We start from the raw sequence: 21,831 nt of genomic DNA on the forward strand, positions 1-21,831 counted from the left end.
TCGCCCGAGGGGCGCGGGGGAGCGGGCCAGGATTCGGAGAACCTCCCGAGAACCTTCACAGCTCCGTCCCCCGCCCCGTCGCGGAGGGGAGGCGGCGCCTCCGTACACTGGGGTCGCGCCGCGCAGGCGGCACGGAACCCCCAGCAGGAGGCGCAGTGAGCGACACCGCACCCGCGGACGAGACCCGTTCGACCGTCGGCCGGCCCGGCCACGTCGAGGCCGCCGCCCACCCCGAGGCGCTCAGCGAGCGCGTCGTCGCCGTGGTCGTCACCTACAACCGCGAGCAGCTGCTCGCCCAGTGCCTCGACGGCCTCGCTGCGCAGGACCGCCGGCCCGATGCGGTCGTCGTGATCGACAACGCCTCCACCGACGCCAGCGGCCGCGTGGCCGACGAGCACCCGCTCGGCGCCGACGTGGTCCACCTGCACCGCAACGTCGGCGGAGCGGGCGGCTTCGCCGCCGGGATCGCCCGCGCGCTCGTGCGCCACGACGCGGACTGGGTGTGGGTGATGGACGACGACACGGTGCCGCGGCCGGGCGCGCTCGCCGCGCTGCTGGAGGCCCTCGGCAGCTCGCCGGTGCGGCTGAGCGTGCTGAGCTCCCGCGCGGTGTGGACCGACGGCCGCGATCACCCGATGAACACCCAGCGCACCCGCCTCGGCGCGAGCTCCCGCGAGAAGCGCGACGCCGCCCGCGCCGGCGGCCGCCCCATCCGCACCGCCAGCTACGTCTCCGCGCTGCTGAACGGTCAAGACGTGCGCCGTCTCGGCCTGCCCCACGCGGACTACTTCATCTGGTCCGACGACTTCGAGCACACCGGGCGCCTGCTGCGCCACGGCCGCGGGCTGCAGGTGCCGTCCTCCGTCGTCGAGCACCGCACCGCCCGCTTCGGCAACGCGCAGACGAGCCCCGGCAGCCGCTTCTACTACGACGTGCGCAACCGCCTGTGGGCGCTGCTGCGCACCGACTCCTTCACCCCGCTCGAGCGGGTGCTGCACGGCGGGCGCACCGCGCTCGGCTGGCTCGGCGTGCTCGCCCGCCACCGCGGCGACGTGGCCGGGGTGGGCCTGCGCGGCGTGCTCGCGGCGCTGCGTCGCGGCCCCCGCCCCTCCGCGGCGGTGCTCGCCGCGGACGGCGAGGCCGCCGCGGACGTGCGCGCGATCGAACGGGCGGCCGGCCGGTGACCGATCCCGCACGGTCCGCCCCGCCCGTCGGCGGCGGAGGAGGAGAGCCGTCCGCCCGCCGCCCCGAGGCCGAGGCACCCGCCCGCCCCGCGGGAGGGGTCGAGGGCGCCGAGCCCTTCGCGGTGCTCATGCCGCTGTGGGCGAAGGACCGGCCGGACCGGGTCCGACAGGCGATCGTCTCCGCCACCGAGTCGCAGCAGCTCCGCCCCGACCTGCTGATCCTCACGGTCGACGGGCCGCTGCCCGCCCCGCTGGAGGCGCTGGTGGAGCGCGTGGAGGCCGGGGCCCACGGCCCGGCGACCGTGCTGCGCCACAGCGCCCATCGCGGGGTCGCGGCCGCGCTCCAGGACGGTCTCGAGGCCTCCCCGTACGAGCTCGTCGCCCGGGCCGACGCCGACGACCTGTGCCGCCCCGAGCGCTTCGCCCTCCAGATCCCGCGGATGCGGCGCGACCGCCTCGACCTCCTGGGCGGGGCGATGCGCGAGTTCAGCGATCGCGTCGCCCCCGGGCAGGGACCGCTGCGCACACGGCCCCTGACCCACGCCGAGATCACCGCCTATCTCCCGCGCCACAGCCCCTTCCACCACCCCACGATGGTGCTGCGCCGCTCCACGGTGCTCGCCGTCGGCGGCTACCGCGACCTGCCGCTGCTGGAGGACTACTGGCTCTGGGAGCGGATGATGCTGGGCGGGGCGCGGATGGCGAACCTCCCGGACGTGCTCGTGGACTACCGCGTGGACGAGCACCTCTTCGCCCGTCGCGGCGGCTGGCGGCTCTTCGCGAGCGACCTGCGCCTGCAGCGCCGCTTCGTGATGGACCGCGTGACCACCCCCACCGGCTTCCTGCGCAACCTGGGGGAGCGGGGCGTCTACCGCCTCGCCCCGGGATGGGCGCGCCGCCTGGCCTACCGGCGCTTCGTCGAGCACGACGGCCGCGCCGCATGACCACTGCCACACGCTCCGGCGCGCCGAGGCGGGGAGCCGTCCCCCGGTCGCGCCTCCGCTACTGTGATCGAGTCCCCGGCGGAGAACCCGCCAGCATCGAAAGGACCCCCTGTGTCGACTCCTGACCTCCTGATCGTCGGCTCCGGCCTGTTCGGCCTGACCATCGCGGAGCGCGCGGTGGCCGAGCACGGCGCGAAGGTGACCATCATCGACCGCCGCTCCCACATCGGCGGCAACGCCTACTCCGAGGCCGACCCGCAGACCGGCATCGAGGTCCACAAGTACGGGGCCCACCTCTTCCACACCTCGAACGACCGGGTGTGGGAGTACGTCAACCGCTTCACGAGCTTCACCGGCTACCAGCACAAGGTGTACACGACCCACCAGGGCGTGGTGTACCCGATGCCGATCAACCTCGGCACCGTCAACCAGTTCTTCCAGGCCGCCTACACGCCCGACGAGGCGCGCGCCCTGATCGCGGAGCAGGCCGGGGAGCTCGCCGGCAAGGACCCCGAGAACCTCAACGACAAGGGCATCTCCCTGATCGGCCGCCCCCTGTACGAGGCGTTCATCAAGAACTACACCGGCAAGCAGTGGCAGACCGATCCCAAGGACCTGCCCGCCTCGATCATCTCCCGCCTCCCGGTGCGGTACACCTACGACAACCGCTACTTCAACGACACCCACGAGGGCCTGCCCACCGACGGCTACACCGCGTGGCTCGAGCGGATGGCGGACCACCCGGACATCGACGTGCGCCTGGACACCGACTACTTCGACACCTCCCAGCCGCTGAACCGCGATGCGGTGCGCGGGAACCTGCCGGTGGTCTACACCGGCCCGGTGGACCGGTACTTCGACCACGACCTGGGCGAGCTCGGCTGGCGCACCATCGACCTGGAGACCGAGCACCTGGAGGTCGGCGACTTCCAGGGCACCTCCGTCATGAACTACGCCGATGCTGAGGTGCCCTACACCCGCATCATCGAGCCGCGCCACTTCCACCCCGAGCGCGACTACACCAAGGACGCGACCGTCATCCAGCGCGAGTACTCCCGCTTCGCCGAGTCCGGCGACGAGCCGTACTACCCGATCAACTCCGGCGCCGACCGCGAGCGGCTGCTCGAGTACCGCAAGCGGGCCGAGGTCGAGCCCCGCACCCTGTTCGGCGGGCGCCTGGGCACCTACCAGTACCTCGACATGCACATGGCCATCGGCTCCGCCCTGTCCATGGCCGACAACAAGCTGCCCGACCTGCTGCGGGGCTGACCCGACCGCCCCGCAGCGCGGGGCCCGAGACGACCGCCGACGAGGAGCACCATGAACGCCACCCCTGCCGCCACGGCAACCCCCGAGAACGCCGCGCCCGAGACGACCGCGCCGCAGCGCGTGCTGCAGCGCCTGATCCTGCCCACCGAGGCGTCCCCCGACATCGCCCCGCTGTACATCGAGGCCTCCGACGCGCGCTCCGGCGCGAGCGGCAGCGCCTTCGGCCTCGGCGGCGGCGACTCGTCCGACTCCGGGGCCTCCGGACAGCCCGCCGCGAGCGCGGCCTCCGTCGACGTCAGCGAGCTCAGCGACCGGCACTCCGTGCGGATCCCCGCGCAGTCCATGCGGTCCTTCGGCACCTACTTCAACGCCTTCCCCGCCAGCTACTGGCGGCGCTGGACCCCGGTGCGCGCGCTGCGGCTCGTGGTGCGCACCGCCGGCTCCGGCACCCTGGTCGTCATGCGCTCCACGGCGCGCGGCAGCCTGCAGCGCCACGACTCGGTGAGCGTCACCGGCACCGGCGAGACCGTCTTCGAGCTGCCGCTGACCGCCTTCGGCGACGGCGGCTGGTACTGGTTCGACGCCTACGCCGGCGCCGAGGACCTCACCATCATCGGCGCCGAGTGGACGGCCGATGCGGACCTCGCCCGCACCGACGGCACCTTCTCCATCGCCATGACGACGATGAACAAGGTCGACTACGTGCTCGACAACATCGCCACCGTCGCGGAGAACCCCGACCTGCGCGAGAAGCTCGACGTGATGTACATCGTGGACCAGGGCGCGGACCGCCTCGGCGACCACCCCGAGGACCTCGCCCCGCTCCAGGCGGAGCTCGGCGAGCAGCTGCGCATCATCGAGCAGGGCAACATCGGCGGCTCCGGCGGCTTCTCCCGCGGCATGTACGAGGCGTCCACCAACGGCACCTCCACCTACGTGATCAACTGCGACGACGACATCGTGCTCGAGCCCGAGACGCTCGTGCGCCTGGTGACCTTCGCGGACTTCGCCACCCGGCCCACCCTCGTCGGCGCCCACATGTTCGACCTCAACAACCGCAGCGTGCTGCACACCTTCGGCGAGGTCGTGAACCCCTGGCGGATCCAGCCGGCGCTGGCGAACACCGAGGGCCAGCTGGGCCACGACTTCTCCGCCGAGCCGCTGCGCTCCACCCCGTGGCTCCACCGCCGCGCCGACGTGGACTACAACGGCTGGTGGTCCTGCCTGATCCCCACCGAGACGGTGCGCGCCATCGGGCTGAGCCTGCCGGTGTTCATCAAGTGGGACGACGCCGAGTACGGTCTGCGCGCCAAGAAGGCGGGCTACCCGACCGTGTCCCTGCCCGGCGCGGGCGTGTGGCACATGAGCTGGGTGGACAAGGACGACCTGGTGGGCTGGCAGGCCTACTTCCACGAGCGCAACCGCATCATCACCGCGCTGCTGCACTCGCCCTACCCCCGCGGCGGCCGCGTGGTGCGCGAGTCGCAGTTCATGGACGTCAAGCACCTCATCTCGATGCAGTACTACACCGAGGCGGGGCGCCTGATGGCCCAGCGCGACGTGCTCGAGGGCCCCGACGCGCTCCACCCCTCGATCGGCACGAAGCTGCCCGAGATCCGCGCCATGGCCTCCGACTTCGCCGACGCGAGCGCGAAGAAGGACCAGGACTCCTACCCGCCCGTCCACATGGACAAGCCGCCGCGCAAGGGCCGCCCCTTCACCCAGCCGCACCGCTACATGCTCCCGGTGTGGACGGCGAAGACGCTGGCCAAGCAGCTGCTGAAGCCCACCTCGCCCCGCGCGGACGAGAACCCGCAGGCGGTCGTGCCGCACCTGGACGCGAAGTGGTGGCGCCTGTCGGCCTACGACAGCGCGCTGGTCTCGAACGCCGAGGGCACCCAGGTCGCCTGGTACAAGCGCGATCCCAAGCAGGTGCGGGACAAGCTCGCCCAGGCCGTGACCGCGCACCTGGACCTCCACCGCCGCTGGAACGAGCTGGCCGCGCAGTACCGCGAGTCCGCCGGCCGGATCACCTCCTTCGAGGCGTGGGAGCGGACCTTCGCGGAGAACCCCGCCCCGGTGCGCGAGAAGGACCGCGCCGCGGGCACGGGCACGGCCGGCAGCGGCGCGAGCGGCGGGAGCACCTCGGCGTGAGCGAGGCCCCCCGCACGCGGGCGGGCCAGCTCCCCACCCGGGCCGAGGAGGCCGAGGGCTGGCGCGCGCCCGGACAGGACGCCGGCTGGCTGAACCCGGTCACGGAGCGGTTCCTGCTGCGCCTGCTGGTGCGCAAGGAGCTGCGCGTCCGCTACCGCGGCAGCGCGCTGGGGATGCTGTGGAGCTACGTGAAGCCCGCGGTCCAGTTCATCACCTTCTACATCGCCCTCGGCGTCTTCCTGCAGCTCCAGCGGGACACCCCGGCCTATGCGGTGTACCTGTTCAGCGGCATCGTCGTGGTGAACCTCTTCGGCGAGGTGTTCGGCAACGCCACCCGCTCGATCACGGGCAACCAGGCGCTGGTCTCGAAGATCTACCTGCCCAGCCAGCTGTTCCCCTGGTCGAGCATGATCGTGGCGCTGGTGCACTTCCTGCCGCAGCTGCTGGTGCTGATCGTGGGCGCGCTGCTGTTCGGCTGGCTGCCCTCGCCGACGGCGGCGCTCGCCTTCGTGCTCGGCATGGCGATCCTGCTGGTCTTCACGATGGGGCTGGGGATGATCACCGCGGCGCTGAACGCGGCCTTCCGCGACGTGGAGAACTTCGTGGACCTCATCGTCATGGTCGCCACCTGGCTCTCCCCGGTGCTGTACCGCGTCTCGATGGTGGAGGAGTCGATCGGCGGCACGATCTGGTTCTGGCTGTACCAGCTGAACCCGCTGACGATCGTGGTGGAGCTGTTCCACGTCGCGTTCTGGCGCTACAGCCCCGACGTCGTCGAGCGCGCGACCGTCGACCCCTCGCTGCTGTCCCCGCAGGAGCCCTACGGCCTGTGGTGGGCGGGACTGCTCATCGCCGTGGCCACCTTCGTGATCGGCACCGTGGTCTTCGAGCGCTCCAAGCGGCGCTTCGCCCAGGAACTGTGAGGGGAGGACAAGGATGAGCCCGAACATCGACGCCGTGCCCGAGTCCGCCGCACGCCCCACCGACCGCGAGATGGTGCGGATCGAGCACGTGACCAAGCAGTTCTCCCTGCGCCACGACCACTCCCTGAAAGAGCTGGTGTTCTCCGCGCTGCAGCGCAAGAAGCTCGCCGACACCTTCCTGGCCCTCGACGACGTGGACCTCACCGTCCACGCGGGGGAGACCGTGGGCCTGATCGGCTTCAACGGCTCCGGGAAGTCGACCCTGCTGAAGACGATCTCCGGGGTGCTCTTCCCCGACCGGGGACGGGTGCTGCTGCGCGGCCGGGTCGCCGGCCTGATCGAGGTGGGCGCCGGCTTTCACCCCGACCTCTCCGGGCGGGAGAACGTCTACCTCAACGGCGCGATCCTCGGCATGACCCGCGAGCAGATCGATGCGAAGTTCGACGAGATCGTCGCGTTCAGCGAGATCGAGGAGTTCATCGACACCGACGTGAAGTACTACAGCTCGGGCATGTTCCTGCGGCTGGCCTTCTCCGTCGCGGTGCACACCGAGCCGGACATCTTCCTGGTCGACGAGATCCTCTCCGTCGGCGACGAGCCCTTCCAGAAGAAGTGCCTGGAGCGGATCCGGGAGCTGCAGAAGGCCGGGCGCACCATGGTCGTGGTCTCCCACGAGCTGGAGATGCTCGAGAAGCTCTGCACCCGCATCGTCGTGCTGCGCAAGGGCCGCACCGTCTTCGACGGCGACCCCACCGAGGCCATCGCGACGCTCCGCGCGAGCTGAGCCCCGCCCGCCGCCGTGTCCCGACCGGGGCGGCGGCTCAGCTCCGGTCGGTGACGCCCTCGACCTCGGCGCGCTCCGGGGTGACCGCCTCCGCGGGGCCGACGATCCCGCCGCCCGCGAGGAAGGCGCCGAGCACACGGGACGCGGCCTCGAGCCCGTCTCCGGCCACGAGCAGCCGGGGTGCGCCGTCACCCGTTCCCGGGGCGGGGACGGGGCCGCTCCAGGCGGGCAGCACCACGCCGAGCCGGTCCGAGCTGCCCCGCACCTCGACCAGCCAGTCCCGCACCAGCGGCGGCAGCTCCCCGTCGTAGCGGGGCGCGAGGGAGACCCCCTGCACGGCGAGCACCTCGTCGGCCGTGTCCGCGAGCGCGGAGTCCGGACGGTCGGTGACCACCACGCGCGGGTCCTCGACGCCGCCCGGCAGCGCGGCCGCGGCGTCGTCGGCCCATGGATCCTCCGCCCCGGTCCGCGGCAGCAGCACGACTTCGCCCCCGAGGGACCAGGTCGCGAGCGCGAGGACCAGCCGCTTCCAGTGCGGGGCGAGGTCCAGGACCACCGTGTCGCCGCCCTCGAGCGCGACCTCGTCATGCAGATGCCCGATCGCCTTGATGACCCAGTTGGCGAGCACGTGCCCGGACAGCTCGATCCGGGACGCCTCGCCGTACCAGGCGAGCGCCGGCGTGGGGCCGAGCGCCTCGAGCGCCGCGAGCAGTGCACGGCCCGTCGTCGCGGGGTCGGGCGTCGGGGACGAGGTCATCGGGGGTCCTCCTCGGGATCGGGGACGATCAGCACGGGCACCTCGGGCAGCTCCTCGCCGAGGGACTCGGCGCCGAGCGCGGTGCGCACCCGCTCGGCCAGTGTCGCGGCGTCCGCGAGCGCGGCGGCGGAGGCATCCGCCCGCTCGACCACGATATGCGTCGACCCTGTGCGGTCCCGGACCGCGGCGGCCCGGGAGCGGAACGGGGCGGCGCCGGGGCGGGGGAGCGCGGCGACCTCGAGCGCCCGGGCGATCCGCTCCTCGGCCGGCTCCGGGGACATCCGCGCGATCGGCTCCTGCTCCGGGGCGAGGCCGAGGGCCACCCACACCGACTCCAGGCTCGGCCGGCGGAACCAGTCGTCGGTCCCGGTGCGCGAGAGCTCCCGGGCCGGGACGTCGACGCCGGTCGCCCCGGGGACCCCGCGCACGAGCGCGGCCGGGATCCCGCTCACCTTGCCCTTGACGAGGTCCGCGGCGGCGGCGAGCTCATCGGCGAGGTTCCGCACGGTGACGCTCAGCGGCCGCCCGTCGGCATCGACCCCGCCGCGCAGGTCCTCGAGCGAGGTCACCCCGGCTGCCCCGAGCGCGATGTCGGAGACCCCCACCCGCCAGATCCGCGAGGAGGTGTCGGTGAGCACCACCCCGATCGAGACCCCGAGATGGGCGACGAGGCCCTCGCGCAGCTCCCGGGCGCAGGCGTCGGGGTCCTCCGGCAGCAGCAGCGGACCGTCCGGCGCGTTCGAGCCGTCCACCCCGGCGGCGGCCATCACCGGGCCCGAGGGGATCTGGACCACCGAGGTCACCACCCGGGTGTGGAGGCGGCGGGCGACGGTGCGCACGGCGACGCGATCGATCGCCGCGTCCCGCTCCTCGGGGCTCACCCGCAGGCCGAGGGCCTTGGAGACGATCTTCGTCGAGACGCACAGCACGTCCCCCTCGCGCGGGGCGAGCGGGGCGAGCGCCCCGGCGAGCAGGGCGGCGAGGTCGGCGCCCTGGCGCACCTCGCCGAGGACGGTCAGCGGCAGCACTTTGACCTGCGGCGGGGGAGCGCTCGGGGCGTACGCGGCAGAGGGAGCGTCGGCGGGATCGGGCGGGGACGGGGTGGTGGTCACGGTGCCTCCCGGGGGCGGGCTCCTGCGGCGGGCGGGGAGCCGGGTCGAGGGATCGGAGGGGCGGCGTCGCCCCGGAATGTGCAACGGCGGCGCGGGATGCGGAGGGTCGCAGCGGCGGGCGACGACCGCCGTGTCGTGCACGGCCGTGCGCGCAGTGATGTGCTCCGCGACGCGCCGACGCCGCTTGACGCACCATAACTACACCGGTGTACTTTAGGGGCCGGAAGAGGCCTTCGCTGGTCATGACAGGTCAACACAGCAGTGGAAGGAGTGGTGGCCATGGACGAGGAACGAGTCGACGACGACGCGCGTGCAGAGCTGTCCCTGCTCGACCTCGCCGGGCAGGACTCCGACGATGCAGAGCTGAGCTGGCAGGAGCGCGCCCTGTGCGCGCAGACGGACCCGGAGGCGTTCTTCCCCGAGAAGGGTGGCTCGACCCGCGAGGCGAAGAAGGTGTGCGTCTCCTGCGAGGTGCGCGCCGAGTGCCTCGAGTACGCGCTCGAGAACGACGAGCGGTTCGGCATCTGGGGCGGTCTCTCCGAGCGCGAGCGACGCAAGCTCAAGCGCCGGGTGGTCTGACATCCTGACCCGGTGAACGAGCGCCATGTCACCGCGGTCGTCCTGCTGAGCGGGGCGACGACCGCGGGAACCCACGATGCGCTCCACGCAGCACTGATCGCCCAGACCCGACTCCCGGACCGGGTGGTGGTCGCCGCACCCTCCGATCTCGACGAGGACGTGCGCGCCGCGCTCGAGAGCCTGACCGCCTCGGGCGAGGTGGACCGTCTCGTCGACGTCCCCGCCCGCCCCGATCCCTCGCTCCCCGGCCGCGCGGCCGCCGTCGCGGAGGCCCTCGACGCTCTCGCCGCGCAGCACGAGCGCACCCTCGCCCCCGTCGGCGCCCCGGAGCCCGCCGCGCAGCCCTCCACGCGTCGGGCCGGCCGTCGCGCCCGCGCCGTCGACGTCGACGCCCTCGAGCGCGAGCGCACCCAGCGCGCGGAGGCGCTCGCCCTCGTGCCCGAGCGGCTGCGCGAGGAGGAGCCCCGCAGCGGCCGCCGCGCCGGCCTCGCCGAGGGCGCCCCCGCCGAGAGCTGGCTGTGGTTCCTCGAGGACCCCGAGATCCCCTCCCTCGACGCGCTCGAGCGCGAGCTCGAGAGCGTCCGGCAGGCCCCGACCACCGCGGTCGTCGGGGCGAAGCGGGTGCGCCATGCCGAGCCGGGCCCCGACCTCCCGCAGACCGCCGAGTCCGCGGACGCCATGGTCGACGTCGGCATCACCCTGACCCACGGCGGGCGCATCATCACCGGCGTGGACCCCGGCGAGATCGACCAGGGACAGGCCGACTGGCGCCAGGACGTCCTCGCCGTGCCGCTGCCGGGCATGCTGATCCGCGAGCAGACGCTGCGCGAGCTCGGGGGCCTGGACCCCGACCTCCCCGCCCCCTGGGCGGAGATCGACCTGTGCCAGCGCGTGTGGCGCTCCGGGGAGCGGGTCGCGGTGCAGTCCGCCGCCCGGATCCTGCACCCCCATCCCACCCGGCCCGTCCTCGAGCGCCTCCAGGACCAGCGCACCGGACGCCTGCTCACGGTGCTCAAGCACCGCCCGCTCCTGCACGCGCTGCTCACCCTCCTGCTCCTCCCGCTCGAGACGCTCCTGCGGATGGCGGGGGCGCTCGCGGCAACCGCGCCGCGCACCGCGCTGATGGAGCTGCGCGCCGTCCTCGCCGCCCTGCCGCGGATGCGGCGCGTCCTCGGCCGCGGCGCCCGCGACCGCCGGCGCGCCCGCGTGCCGCGGCGACGCCTCGCCCCGCTCTACCTCCCGCGCGGTGCGAGCCTGCGGCGCTGGATCGACGACGTCGGCACCCGTCTCTTCGCCGACGACGACCGTCGCCGCCAGATCCGCCGCACCACCTGGGGCATCGCCGGGACCCGGCACGGGCTGGACGACGCCGACTACGGCCGCCACATCGTGTGGACCGCGGTGGTGGTGCTCGGCGCCTCGATCCTGGGCCTGTTCTCGCTGCGGAACCTGTTCGGCCGCGGCGAGCTCGCCGGCGCGGGTCTGCGCGCCGTGCCGGAGGCCGCCGCCGATCGCTGGGCCGCCGCCTGGTCGACCTGGGTGCCGGGCGGACTCGGGGACCGCGGTCCCGGCGACCCGCTCGTGCGCCTGCTCGGGCACCTGCCCGGCAGCGGCTCCCTGCTCGTCGAGGTGCTGGTCTTCGCCGCGGTGCCCGCCGCGGCGGTCGCCGCCTGGTGGGCCTCCGGCGCGATCACCCGCGCCGTCGGCGCCCGCCTCGTGCTCGCCTGCGTGTGGGCGCTCGCCCCCTCGCTCCTGACCGCCCTCGCCGCCGGCGCGTGGCCGCTGCTGGCCGTGCACGTGCTGCTGCCGCTGCTGGCCCTCGCCGTCGGGCGGGCGATCGGCCTGCCCCACAAGGTCTCCCAGGCCTCCGTCTCCGCGGCCGCCGCGGGCGGTCTGCTGCTGCTGGTGATCGGGGCGGTGCAGCCGGTGCTGGTGCTGCTCGTCGCCCTGGCCCTCGCACTGGTCGCGATCGCCGCGCCCGGGCGGCGCCTGCGCCTGCTGTGGGTGCTCCTGCCCTCGCTCGCGCTCCACGCGCCCTACCTGCCCACCTACCTCGGCCACCCCCGCACCCTCCTGGCCGTCGCCGGCGTGCCCGCCTCGGCGGGCGAGGCGAGCGCCCGGGACCTGCTGGGACTGTGGCCGGTCGCCCCCGACCTCGCCGCGCCGCTCGCCGGGATGCTTGGCGAGGACGCCGCCGGGCTCCTGGTGCTGCTGCCCGTCGCGCCGGTGGTGCTCGGCGCCCTGGTCTCCCCGCTGCTGGCCGGTGCGGCCGGCCGGGCTGGCCGGATGAGCCTGCTCGCCGCCGCCGCCTGCGCGCTCGCCGTGCTGGCGGCCCGCTCCACCGGGACCTCCGTCGGCCAGGGGCAGGTGCTGACCCCGCCGCTGCACGCCTTGCTCAGCGCGGTCCTGCTCTGCCTCGCCCTCGGCGCCTCGGCGACCTTCGACACCCTCGCCCGCCGTCAGGAGCTCGACTCGCGTCTCAGGCGCCTGCTCACCTCTGCGATCGGCGCCGTCACCGCTGCGGCCTGCCTCCTCACCGTCGTCGGCGGGATGGCGCTGCTTCCCCGCGCGCTGCAGATCGGGCGCGTGGAGGGCGGGGAGGTGCCCGCGGCCGCCGCGGACCAGGGCCGCACCGAGGCCCGCTCCCGGGTGCTTGTGCTGGACCAGGCCGAGGACGGCGCGGTCGCCGCCCGCCTCGTGGTCCACGGCGAGGACACCGTGATCCAGCACTCCGCCCTCGTCGACGCCCGCCATGTCGAGTCGGCGCTGGCCGGCGCGCCCGTCGACGACGATCCCGCCTCCGCCGCGCTGCGCGAGGAGGTGGCGGCGATGCTCTCCGGCGGTTCCGAGGACGGCACGAATCTCGCCCATCCCGCGATCGCCTACGTGGTGGTCCACGGGGACCGCGAGAGCCGGCCCGAGCTGATGAGCACCCTGGACAGCTCCCCGCTGCTCGAGAAGGTCACCGAAGGCTCCGAGGGCGGGACCTGGCGTGTGATCGACGCCCTGCCGCGCGCGGTCGTCGCCGGCGGCGAGGAGCCGATCGCCCTGGACAGCGGGGTCGTGGACGCGCAGGGCGAGATCGCCCCCGCCGAGGAGGAGCGCACCGTCGTGCTCTCGGAGCGGCACGACACGGACTGGCGCGCGAGCCTCGACGGCACCGAGCTCGCCGCGGTCGAGGTCGACGGCTGGGCGCAGGGCTTCACCGTCCCGGCCGGGGCCGGAGGAGAGCTCGAGATCCACCGTCACCAGCCCGCCCGACCGCTCTGGCAGCTGCTGCTGTACGGCGCGACCGCGGCCACCGCGCTGATCGCGATTCCCTGGCGGGTCCGCACCCGCACCGCGGAGGAGATGTATGGCTGAGCACGCATCCGAGGCCGAGGCCGAGGACCGCACCGGGACCGCCCGCGGGGCGGGACGGGCCCGCGCCGCGCACGGACGGCCCGCCCGCCTGCTGCTGGGCGTCGCCGCGATCGTCCCCCTGCTGCTGGCCGGCGGGGCGCTCGCCGTCGCCCCGGACCGCGAGCCCGCCGCGGCCGAGCACGTCCGGGCCACGGCGAGCCCCGGCCCCCGCAGCCTCGCCTGCCACGGCCCGCTGCAGGTGCCCGACGAGGCGCTGCAGACGGGCGGCGACGCCGCGCTCGCGGTCACCCCGCCCACCCCGTCGGTCTCCCTGCGCACCGTCGCGGCCGAGCCCGCGTCCTCCGTCCTGTTCGGCGAGGTGAGCGGATCCAGCACCCGACAGGACGCCGAGGGCGCCGTGCCCGCCCCCGCGATCACGGCCGCGGACGCCGAGGGCGAGGAGCTGCCCGGCGATGCCGCCTCGACGGATCTCGGCATCGCCGTGCAGACCCTGCGGGACGTGCGCACCGCACCCCAGGCCACGGCGCAGACCTCCGAGGGCGGCCGTCCCGTCGCCGACGCCGTCCAGGGCACCTGGACCGCGTCCGGGGACTTCCGCTCCCTGTCCATGTCCCGCTGCGCGGAGCCGACCACCCAGGCGTCCTTCCTCGGCGTCTCCACGCAGACCGGGGACAGCTCCGTGCTCGTGCTCTCCAACCCCTCCGACCGCCCCGCCACCGCCTCGGTCCAGCTGCGCACCGCCGATGGGCCCGCGGCGATGGAGGGACGCAGCCAGGTCGTCGTCGCCCCGGGCGACGAGGAGCGGGTGCTGCTGGAGTCCGTGGTGCCGGGGGAGGAAGCGGTCGGCGTGGACGTCTCCGTGCTCGGCGCGCCCCTGTCCCTGCACGTCCAGACCACCGAGCGGGACGGGCTGACCCCCGGCGGCGCCGAGATCCTCGATTCGCTGCCCGCCCCCGCGCAGGAGCTGGTCATGCCGGGCGTGGACGTCGCCGGCACCGCGCCCACCCTCGTGCTCTCGAACCCCTCGGGCTCCACCGTCACCGCGGACGTCGAGGTCCAGGGCGCGGACGGCGCCGTCTCGGGCGCCTCGCCCGCGCAGATCGAGGTCCCCGCCGGCGCCGTGGTGCCCACCGCCTTCGAGGGGCTCGCCGACGGCACCTACGCGGTGCAGGTCTCCGCGGACGGACCGCTCGACGCCGTCACCCGCAGCGCCCGCACCGGCAAGGACCTGCCCGGCGACACCGTCGGCGCGCCGGTGGACTTCACGCTCGTCGCCCCCGCGCCGGCGCTCGGCACCCACGCGGTCAGCGCCCTGCCGGGGCAGGGCGCGACCGGTGCCCTCACCCTCACCGCGGACGAGGACACGGAGGCCTCCGTGATCCCGATCGGTGCCGATGGGGCGGCCGGGGAGCCGATCGCGGTGGACCTCGCCGCGGGCGCGACCAGCACCCTCACCCACGAGCAGCTCCGCCTCGGCGGGGAGGGCGCCGCGGCCCTGTCGATCGTGCCCGAGGTGCCGGGCGCGGTCCACGCGAGTTGGACGCAGCGCCAGTCCGACGGGGCGGGCGGCGTGCTGCTCTCCTCGCTGCCGGTCCTGCCCGACGCGGGCGACGGCGACAGCGTCCCGGTCGTCCTCACCGACTGAGGGGCGCTCCCGGTCCGGAGACAGCCGCTCCGCGACAGCCGCTCCGCGGCCGCCCGTCCGCGACAGCCGCGCGGAGCGCCCGGGCTGACTCCCCGTCGATCGGTGCGCGCGCCGCGCCGGTCCCGCGGCGGCTCAGAGGTCCCAGGCCTCCGGGTCGACGTCCTCCGGTGCGATCGAGAGCAGCGAGCCGATCTGCTCGGACAGCACCTGCCGCACCAGCATCTCCAGCTCCGTCGCGGTCACGCACCGCGTCTCCAGCGGCCGGCGGTAGACGATCACGCGCGGCGGGTGCTCGCGGGTGCCCGGCACCGCTCGGCCCAGCACCACCTGGGCCTCCTCCCAGGGTGCCGGATCCGCCGACGGCACCTCCTCGACGAGCAGCTGCAGGTGCGCGAGACGCCGGGGGAACCGCTCGGTGAGCGCGGCCCCCGCATCGGCGACGAGGTCGTCGAAGCGCTCCCGGCGCGTGCGATGGCCGGGCAGGTGCGGGGGGATGAGGTCCCAGCGCCGGCCGCGGCCGCGGCGGTCGCGGCGACGCGGGCCGAGCGGTCCTCGCGGGGCGGGGGCACGGCCGGGTTCGAGGTCCATGCCGTGCACTGTAGCCCCGCCTCCGCAGTGCCGGACCCCACCCTCGCCCCGGCGGGCGCGCCGCGCCCGCCGGGTCCGCGACCTGCGTACACTGCTGTGCGTGCCAGCTCGTGAATGCTCCCGGACCGCCTGCTCGCAGCCGGCAGTCAGCTCCCTGACCTTCGTGTACCAGGACTCGACCGCGGTGCTCGGCCCGCTCTCCCGCCTCAGCGAGCCCCATGCCTACGACCTCTGCCACGAGCACGCCGCCCGTATGACCCCGCCGCGCGGCTGGGAGCTGCTGCGGGTCGCCGGCGGCGAGGACGTCAGCGACGACCTCGTCGCCCTCGCCGATGCCGTGCGCCGCCCCGTCGCGCCCGCTCCCGGCCAGGGCCCGCACAGCCAGGTCGGCACCGCCGGCCCGGGCACCCCCGACGGCTCCCCCCGCGGCACCTCGCGCGCAGGAGGCCACGGCCCCCGCGGCGCAGGCGCCCGCCCCGCCGGTCGTCCCGCCGAGCGCGACCGCCACCTCCACGTGATCAGGAACAGCGATGACTGAGACGACCCACGACCTCTCCGCCATCGTCAAGGCGAACGACATCCGCGGCGTCGCCGGCGAGCAGCTCACGGCCGAGATCGCCCGCGCGCTCGGCGCCGCCTTCGCTGACGTCCTGGCCGAGCCCGAGCTGATCGTCGCCCACGACATGCGCCTGAGCTCCCCGGAGCTGTCCCGCGCCGTGATCGAGGGCGCCGTGCGTCGCGGCGCGATCGTCGCCGACGCCGGCCTGTCCTCCACCGACCAGCTGTACTGCGCCTCCGGCCTGCACCGCGCGGCGGGGCTCATGATCACCGCCTCCCACAACCCCGCCCGCGACAACGGGATGAAGCTGTGCCTGCCCGGTGCGCGGCCCGTCGGCCGGGACTCGGGGCTCGAGGACGTGCGCCGGGGCGCCGAGGCGTATCTCGCCGCCGGGGAGATCCCCGTGCGCGGCGAGGGCCGCTCCGAGCGGATCGACACCCTCGAGGACTACGCCCGCACCCTCCACGGCCTGGTCGACCTGCCCGCGGGCCGGCGACTGCGCGTGGTGGTCGACGCGGCCGACGCGATGGCCGGCCTCACCGCCCCCGCCGTGCTCGGCCCGCTTGAGCAGGTGGAGCTGATCGAGCTGCACTTCGGCCTCGACGGCACCTTCCCCCACCACCCGGCCGACCCGCTGCGGCCCGAGAACCTCCGCGATCTGCAGGAGGCGGTGCGCCGCGAGGGTGCGGACCTCGGCCTCGCCTTCGACGGCGACGCGGACCGCTGCGTCGTGCTGGACGAGACCGGCACCCCGGTCCCGCCCTCGGCGATCGGGGCGCTGATCGCCTCGCGCGAGATCGCCCGTGCCCGCGCCGCGGGGGAGGAGCGTCCCCGCGTGGCCGTCAACGCGGTCGCCTCCCGCCACGTGCACGAGGTCATCGCGGCGGCGGGCGGCGAGATGCTGCTGACCCCCGTGGGCCACGCCGGCATCAAGCGGATCATGGCCGAGCATGACGCGGTGGCCGGGGTGGAGCACTCCGCCCACTACTACTTCCGCGACTTCTTCTTCGCAGACTCCGGCATGCTCGCCGCGCTGCACGTCCTCGCCGCGCTCGCGGAGACCGACGGCACCGCCTCCGCGCTGGTGGCCGAGCACTCCCCGTACGCCGGCAGCGGCGAGCACAACTTCCCCGTCGACGACGCGGTCGCGGCCGCCGCCCGGGTGCGCGCCCACGCCGAGTCGCTGCCCGCCGCGCGGATCGACGAGCTCGACGGACTCTCCGTGCACCACTGGGGCGAGCACCTCGCCCCCGCCGAGCGCTGGTGGTTCTCGCTGCGCTCCTCGCAGACCGAGTCGCTGCTGCGCCTGAACGTCGAGGCGCAGGAGCGGGCGACGATGGAGCAGGTGCTGGAGCGTATCCGGACGCTCGTGCTCGGTGTGGCGGACGCCGCCGAGTCGACTCCCGGGCCGACCTCTGCCGAGCCGACCTCTGCCGAGCCGACCCCGGAGACCGTCCCCGCTGCTGTTCCCGCGACCGCTCCCGAGGTCGCTTCCGGGCAGCTGCCGGCCGGGGCGAGCGGCGCGGACGTGCCCGGCTGGGTGCGGGCGGCGCTGCGCTGCCCGGACTGCGGCGGGGAGCTGCACGACGTCGACGCCGCCCTCCAGTGCACGGACTGCGGACGCGTCCACGCGGTCGAGGGCGGGATCCCGGTGCTGATCGCCGGCCGCGCCGAGGCGCCGTCGGCCGACTGATCAGGCCGAGAAGGGCACCGCCCGCACCTCGGCGGCCAGCTCCTGCTGACGCTCCTGCGCCCTGCGCAGCCGCATCTCGTCCCGTCGCGAGCGCTCGGCGAGCACCGCGGCGAGGAACTCCTCCGGCGGCGTGCCCGGGGGCGGGGCGGGCGCGACATGCGGCAGCGTGCGGCGCAGCAGGTCCCGCGAGAGCTGATGGCGCGACTCGGCGTTGATCTGCCCGGCCCGGGGCAGGAAGGCGCGGATGTCCTGCAGCAGTGGCAGCGGGAGCCGGCCCACGTCGGCCGCCTGCGCCCAGTCGCGCAGCGAGAGCGGGACCTCGATGCGCTGCGGGGGATGAGTGCGCATGCGCTCCTGGATCACCATCGTCCCGGCCAGCAGGTCCCCGATCCGGCGCGAGCGGCGGTCGATCACGGAGCAGACCAGCGCCACGGCGCCGGTGGTCGACCAGATCTCGAACATCGCCATCACCGCGCGCAGCACGCTCTGGCGCACGTGCACCGGGCCGCCGTCGTCGCGCACCACCCGCGTGCCCATCACCAGCCGCCCCACGGAGCGGCCCCGCAGCAGCAGCTCGCTGAGCACCGGATAGCCGACATAGGCCAGCACCGAGGCGAGCAGGATGCCGGCGGCGAGGAAGCCGTCGTCCAGGGCGGTGCGGTCCGCGAACCATGCGACCGAAAGGATCCCCCCGATCAGCAGCGCCAGCTGCAGCACCCCGTCGATCACGGCGGAGACGATGCGGGTCGCGAACGAGGCGGTGCGCAGGTCGAGCAGGACCGCATCGCCGGTGATCAGCGCGTCGCGGCGACTCGAGGGGGAGACGGCCGCCGCAGTGCCCGAAAGTGCCATGGCCCCATCCTGGCAGGAGCGAGGAGGTGCCGTCAGCGTCGAGCGTCGGCTTCCGGCCGGGCCGCCCCCGACTTTCGTCGGCCGTGGACGGGGGAGGGCGCCGCCTACCCTGTCTGCGTGGACACCGACGCCTTCATCGCCGTGCACCGGCCGCAGTGGGACCGTCTCGAGGAGCTCACCCGCGCCCGCACCCTCGATGCGGGCGGCATCGACGAGCTGCTCGCGCTCTACCAGGAGGTCTCCACCCACCTCTCCACGGTCCGCTCCACCGTGCCGGATCCCGCGCTGATCTCCCGGCTCTCCCTCCTGGTCCACCGCGCCCGGCTGCGGATCACCGGGGCGCGGATCCCGCTGTGGAAGCACGCGCGCACCTTCTTCTGGGAGGACCTCCCCTCGGCGCTGTTCCAGGCCCGCTGGACGGTCGCGCTCGCGGCCTCGATCTTCCTGCTCTCCTCCCTCGTCTCCGGGCTGTACTTCGGCCTCGACGCGACCGCGCGCGAGCTCGTGGTGCCGGAGGCGCAGCAGCGCGCCCTCGCGCAGCGGGACTTCGTCGCCTACTACTTCGAGGGCGAGGCCTCGGGCTTCGCCGCCCGGGTGTGGACGAACAACGCGTGGATCGCAGTGCAGTCCGTGGTGCTGGGGGTGACCGGGTTCTGGCCCGTCTACATGCTGTTGCAGAACGGGCTGAACGTCGGCCTGTCCGCGGGGGTGCTGGGCGCCTACGGGGGACTGGACACCTTCTTCGTGTTCATCCTCCCGCACGGCCTGCTGGAGATCACCGCGATCGTCGTCGGCGCCGGCGCGGGTCTGCGCACCTTCTGGGCCTGGGTGCGCCCCGGCCCGCTGCCGCGCCTGTGGGCGCTCTCCCACGCCGCCCGCTCCCTGGTCACCGTCGCGATCGGGCTGGTGCCCGTGCTGCTGGTCGCCGGGTTCATCGAGGCCTTCGTGACGCCGAGCTCCCTGCCGCCGGCGCTCCGGATCGCGGTCGGCGCCTCGGCCTGGCTGGCGTTCCTCGCGTACATGCTCGTGCGGGGCCGCCAGGCGCATCGCGCCGGGATCACCGGCGACCTCTCCGAGGAGCTCGTCGGCTCCCGCGTCGCCACCGCCGCCTGAGCGCCGAGCCCGGTGATCGCCGCCTGAGGGCCGAGCCCTGTGACGGCGGCCAGGGCTGGGGGCCGAGCACCGACGGTGCGGCCTCGTGGCCGTGCGCCGCCCGCGCAGCCTGGTGGCCGTGCGCCGGTCACCGCCGCTCAGGCCTCGCGGCCGTGCGCGACGGGGCGAGACGGCACGTCCTCTAGCCTCGGGGGATGCAGCAGCGCAGCGCCGACCGTGACTTCGCGGCCTACAACGAGGCCCAGGACGGCCGGAAGGTGCGGCCTCTTGCAGTGCGCGCCGCGCAGCTCGTGCTCGAGGAGCCCCGGCGCTCGCTTCGGACGACGCCCGATGACCGGCTCGTCGCGGTCGAGCTCGGCAGCGGTGCCGGAATCGAGGCCCGCCATCTCGCCGACAGCGGCTTCCGCGTGCACACCTTCGACGCGGATGTCAGCGTCGAGGCGGGGATGGCCGGCATGGCACGGACGCTGGACATCACCCACACCACGACGGACCTCGCCGTCCCGCTCCCGCTCCCTCCCGCGGACCTCGTGCTGTCCTGCGCGACGCTGTCCTTCGTGCCCCGGGCGGCGTTCCCGCAGCTGTGGGGAGCCGTTCGCTCTGCGCTGAGGCCGCACGGCGTCCTGGCGGTGGACCTCTTCGGCGACCGGGACGACTGGGCGGGGACGGACGGCACCTTCCTGACCAGAGCGGATCTCGAGGAGCTGCTCACCGGGCTCGAGGTGCTCGCGCTCGACGAGGAGGAGCACGACGGGCGCTCCTTCGCCGGACCCAAGCACTGGCACACCTACCGGCTGATCGTCCGCGAGCCGCGGGACATCGCCGGGACGGTCTGAGCGGCTCACCCCGCCCCATCCTGTTCTCACACGGCAGCGGCATGGTCACGTAGTGGCGCTGGGCGTACCAGTACGACGATATAGGCGTACTAGTACGCCCAGCGCCCGTGGCTGACCATCCTCCTGGTGAGGGTGAGGTCGAAGTGGCCCCTGGAACGCGATGCGGGCCGGATCAGAGCCGGCCGGCGGCCTTGAGGGAGAGATACGCGTCGGCGAGGGCCTGCGGGGCCCGGTCCGGCGGGGCGTCGACGACGTGGGCGCCGACGCGCTCGAGGGCATGGGAGACCCCGGCGCGCTCGGAGCGGGCGCGCTCCGCGGCGGCGGCCCGGTACACGGCCTCGAGATCACCGCGCCCTCCGGCGAGCTCCTCGAGCGCGGGATCGGCGACCGAGGCGAGCACCAGGGGATGGTCCTTGGCAAGGCGCGCCGCGACCGGCAGCAGCCCGGAGTGCAGCACCTGCGCCTCCACCGGCGTGATCAGCACGACGAGGGAGCCGCGGCGGGTGCGGGACTCGATCGCGGCCGCGGCGCGCTCCCAGTCCGTCTCCACCAGCGCAGGCTCCACGGCCGCGGTCGCGGCGACCATGTCGTGGAGCACCTTGGTGCGGGTGGAGCCGAGCACCGAGACGTGCGGGATCCGGTCCACGCACAGCAGGTCCACCCGGTCGCCGGCCTGCCCGGCCAGCGCCGTCAGCAGCAGCGCCGCGTCGAAGGCGGAATCGAGCCGCGTCGCCTCGCCGAGCCGTCCGGCGGAGGTGCGGGAGGTGTCCACCACGATCAGCACGTGACGGTCCCGCTCGGGCCGCCAGGTGCGCACCACGACGCTGCGTCGGCGCGCGGTCGCCCGCCAGTCGATCGAGCGGACGTCGTCACCGTCCACGAAGTCGCGCAGGGAGTCGAACTCGGTGCCCTGTCCGCGCTGGTGGATCGCGGCGAGCCCCTCGATCTCCCGCAGCCGCTGCACGCGGGAGGGGAGATGCTTGCGGGAGCCGAAGGGGTGCAGGGCCAGCATCCGTCCGGGCGCAGCGACGCGGGCGCTGCGGCGGGCGAGGCCCAGCGGCCCGAGCGAGCCGATCAGCAGCTGCCGGGAGCTGTGCTCGCCGCGCCTCGTGGGGGTGAAGGACTGGGCGATCGCGCGCCGCTCCTGGGCAGGCAGGACGAGGCGGCTGTGGTGGGAGGCGAGGCCCGCGGTCGGGTTCCAGGCGTCGCGCACCTCGAGCCGTGCGCGGCGCGCGGTGGTGTTCGTCAGCAGCAGGCGCCCGGGGACGGTGCCGCCCAGACGCACCTGCGCCGGCGCCTCGCGACGCACCCGGATCCGCTGCGGGGCCGGGGCGGCCAGCGCATCGGCGAGGACCACGAGCGCCCACAGCGCGAGCAGGATCAGGACCACCCACCACAGCGGCCACAGCACGATCACGGGCAGCGCGAGCAGCGCGGCCAGGGCAGCGCGCGGGGTGAACGAGATCCTCATGAGGC

18 protein-coding genes are annotated in these 21,831 nt (G+C 74.6%); 13 read left to right on the forward strand and 5 right to left on the reverse strand.

The features are described 5' to 3' along the window. Positions 1–155 precede the first annotated feature (155 nt). The 6 genes from A4A78_RS13115 (at position 156) to A4A78_RS13140 (ending at position 7,258) form a co-directional block, all read left to right on the forward strand. Entirely contained in the window at positions 156–1,184 is a 1,029-nt protein-coding gene (locus A4A78_RS13115) for a glycosyltransferase (protein ID WP_062950013.1), read from the forward strand. Then, a complete protein-coding gene (locus A4A78_RS13120; RefSeq protein WP_062950015.1) occupies positions 1,181–2,128 on the forward strand; it encodes a glycosyltransferase in 948 nt (315 codons plus the stop codon). Before A4A78_RS13115 ends, A4A78_RS13120 begins: the two co-directional genes overlap by 4 nt. 111 nt (positions 2,129–2,239) lie before the next feature. Further along, positions 2,240–3,397: a UDP-galactopyranose mutase gene (gene glf, locus A4A78_RS13125; RefSeq protein WP_062950017.1), complete on the forward strand. Its 1,158-nt coding sequence runs from the start codon at positions 2,240–2,242 to the stop codon at positions 3,395–3,397. A gap of 51 nt (positions 3,398–3,448) precedes the next feature. Continuing rightward, positions 3,449–5,551, forward strand: coding sequence for a glycosyltransferase (locus tag A4A78_RS13130; RefSeq protein WP_062950019.1), 2,103 nt, complete (start codon positions 3,449–3,451; stop codon positions 5,549–5,551). Beyond that, positions 5,548–6,474, forward strand: coding sequence for an ABC transporter permease (locus A4A78_RS13135; RefSeq protein ID WP_062950021.1), 927 nt, complete (start codon positions 5,548–5,550; stop codon positions 6,472–6,474). Before A4A78_RS13130 ends, A4A78_RS13135 begins: the two co-directional genes overlap by 4 nt. A gap of 13 nt (positions 6,475–6,487) precedes the next feature. Beyond that, positions 6,488–7,258: an ABC transporter ATP-binding protein gene (locus tag A4A78_RS13140; protein WP_082835337.1), complete on the forward strand. Its 771-nt coding sequence runs from the start codon at positions 6,488–6,490 to the stop codon at positions 7,256–7,258. Between the two features lie 37 nt (positions 7,259–7,295). Here A4A78_RS13140 and A4A78_RS13145 read toward each other — a convergent pair whose 3' ends face one another. Both A4A78_RS13145 and A4A78_RS13150 read right to left on the reverse strand, forming a co-directional pair. Next, entirely contained in the window at positions 7,296–8,015 is a 720-nt protein-coding gene (locus A4A78_RS13145; RefSeq protein ID WP_062950023.1) for a TIGR03089 family protein, read from the reverse strand. Then, complete coding sequence (locus tag A4A78_RS13150; protein WP_062950025.1) at positions 8,012–9,127, reverse strand: coenzyme F420-0:L-glutamate ligase; 1,116 nt, start codon at positions 9,125–9,127, stop codon at positions 8,012–8,014. Before A4A78_RS13150 ends, A4A78_RS13145 begins: the two co-directional genes overlap by 4 nt. Positions 9,128–9,406: 279 nt before the next feature. Between A4A78_RS13150 and A4A78_RS13155 the strand changes: the two genes are divergently transcribed. The 3 genes from A4A78_RS13155 to A4A78_RS13165 are packed head-to-tail and all read left to right on the forward strand — an operon-like array spanning position 9,407 to position 14,714. Beyond that, complete coding sequence (locus tag A4A78_RS13155) at positions 9,407–9,706, forward strand: WhiB family transcriptional regulator (RefSeq protein WP_010549808.1); 300 nt, start codon at positions 9,407–9,409, stop codon at positions 9,704–9,706. 12 nt (positions 9,707–9,718) lie between these two features. Further along, a complete protein-coding gene (locus A4A78_RS13160; RefSeq protein ID WP_062950027.1) occupies positions 9,719–13,069 on the forward strand; it encodes a hypothetical protein in 3,351 nt (1,116 codons plus the stop codon). Then, positions 13,062–14,714, forward strand: a complete 1,653-nt coding sequence (locus tag A4A78_RS13165) for a DUF5719 family protein (RefSeq protein ID WP_062950029.1) — start codon at positions 13,062–13,064, stop codon at positions 14,712–14,714. Before A4A78_RS13160 ends, A4A78_RS13165 begins: the two co-directional genes overlap by 8 nt. Positions 14,715–14,846: 132 nt before the next feature. Here the strand turns inward: A4A78_RS13165 and A4A78_RS13170 are convergent, their stop codons facing one another. Next, positions 14,847–15,302, reverse strand: a complete 456-nt coding sequence (locus tag A4A78_RS13170; RefSeq protein ID WP_062950031.1) for a metallopeptidase family protein — start codon at positions 15,300–15,302, stop codon at positions 14,847–14,849. A 100-nt stretch (positions 15,303–15,402) separates the two neighbouring features. Here A4A78_RS13170 and A4A78_RS13175 point away from each other — a divergent pair, with 100 nt between their 5' ends. Both A4A78_RS13175 and A4A78_RS13180 read left to right on the forward strand, forming a co-directional pair. Then, entirely contained in the window at positions 15,403–15,840 is a 438-nt protein-coding gene (locus A4A78_RS13175) for a DUF3499 domain-containing protein (RefSeq protein WP_082835338.1), read from the forward strand. After that, complete coding sequence (locus A4A78_RS13180) at positions 15,833–17,554, forward strand: hypothetical protein (protein WP_062950036.1); 1,722 nt, start codon at positions 15,833–15,835, stop codon at positions 17,552–17,554. Before A4A78_RS13175 ends, A4A78_RS13180 begins: the two co-directional genes overlap by 8 nt. Here A4A78_RS13180 and A4A78_RS13185 read toward each other — a convergent pair whose 3' ends face one another. Further along, positions 17,555–18,406 (reverse strand): RDD family protein, encoded by an 852-nt coding sequence (locus A4A78_RS13185; RefSeq protein WP_062950038.1) that lies wholly within the window; start codon positions 18,404–18,406, stop codon positions 17,555–17,557. A 117-nt stretch (positions 18,407–18,523) separates the two neighbouring features. Here A4A78_RS13185 and A4A78_RS13190 point away from each other — a divergent pair, with 117 nt between their 5' ends. Both A4A78_RS13190 and A4A78_RS13195 read left to right on the forward strand, forming a co-directional pair. Next, positions 18,524–19,519, forward strand: coding sequence for a stage II sporulation protein M (locus tag A4A78_RS13190; RefSeq protein ID WP_062950040.1), 996 nt, complete (start codon positions 18,524–18,526; stop codon positions 19,517–19,519). Positions 19,520–19,713: 194 nt separating this feature from the next. Beyond that, the gene (locus A4A78_RS13195) at positions 19,714–20,355 is read left to right on the forward strand and encodes a trans-aconitate 2-methyltransferase (protein ID WP_062950042.1); all 642 of its coding nucleotides are present in this window, start codon (positions 19,714–19,716) and stop codon (positions 20,353–20,355) included. 172 nt (positions 20,356–20,527) lie between these two features. On the opposite strand, the gene A4A78_RS13200 is transcribed toward A4A78_RS13195, so the two are convergent. Beyond that, on the reverse strand, positions 20,528–21,826 hold the full coding sequence (locus A4A78_RS13200; protein WP_062950044.1) for a DUF58 domain-containing protein: 1,299 nt from the start codon (positions 21,824–21,826) through the stop codon (positions 20,528–20,530). Between the last annotated feature and the right edge of the window lie 5 nt (positions 21,827–21,831).

The sequence above is a fragment of the Brachybacterium sp. sponge genome (assembly GCF_001613775.1).
In the GTDB taxonomy this organism is placed as follows: domain Bacteria; phylum Actinomycetota; class Actinomycetes; order Actinomycetales; family Dermabacteraceae; genus Brachybacterium; species Brachybacterium conglomeratum.

Excerpts from the sequence above, each read along its gene's own strand:
- A4A78_RS13165 (WP_062950029.1), top strand. The coding sequence starts at position 13,062 with ATGGCTGAGCACGCATCCGAGGCCGAGGCCGAGGACCGCACCGGGACC.
- A4A78_RS13140 (WP_082835337.1), top strand. The coding sequence starts at position 6,488 with ATGAGCCCGAACATCGACGCCGTGCCCGAGTCCGCCGCACGCCCCACC.
- A4A78_RS13155 (WP_010549808.1), top strand. The coding sequence starts at position 9,407 with ATGGACGAGGAACGAGTCGACGACGACGCGCGTGCAGAGCTGTCCCTG.
- A4A78_RS13195 (WP_062950042.1), top strand. The coding sequence starts at position 19,714 with ATGCAGCAGCGCAGCGCCGACCGTGACTTCGCGGCCTACAACGAGGCC.
- A4A78_RS13130 (WP_062950019.1), top strand. The coding sequence starts at position 3,449 with ATGAACGCCACCCCTGCCGCCACGGCAACCCCCGAGAACGCCGCGCCC.
- A4A78_RS13145 (WP_062950023.1), bottom strand. The coding sequence starts at position 8,015 with ATGACCTCGTCCCCGACGCCCGACCCCGCGACGACGGGCCGTGCACTG.
- A4A78_RS13200 (WP_062950044.1), bottom strand. The coding sequence starts at position 21,826 with ATGAGGATCTCGTTCACCCCGCGCGCTGCCCTGGCCGCGCTGCTCGCG.
- A4A78_RS13180 (WP_062950036.1), top strand. The coding sequence starts at position 15,833 with ATGACTGAGACGACCCACGACCTCTCCGCCATCGTCAAGGCGAACGAC.
- A4A78_RS13185 (WP_062950038.1), bottom strand. The coding sequence starts at position 18,406 with ATGGCACTTTCGGGCACTGCGGCGGCCGTCTCCCCCTCGAGTCGCCGC.
- A4A78_RS13170 (WP_062950031.1), bottom strand. The coding sequence starts at position 15,302 with ATGGACCTCGAACCCGGCCGTGCCCCCGCCCCGCGAGGACCGCTCGGC.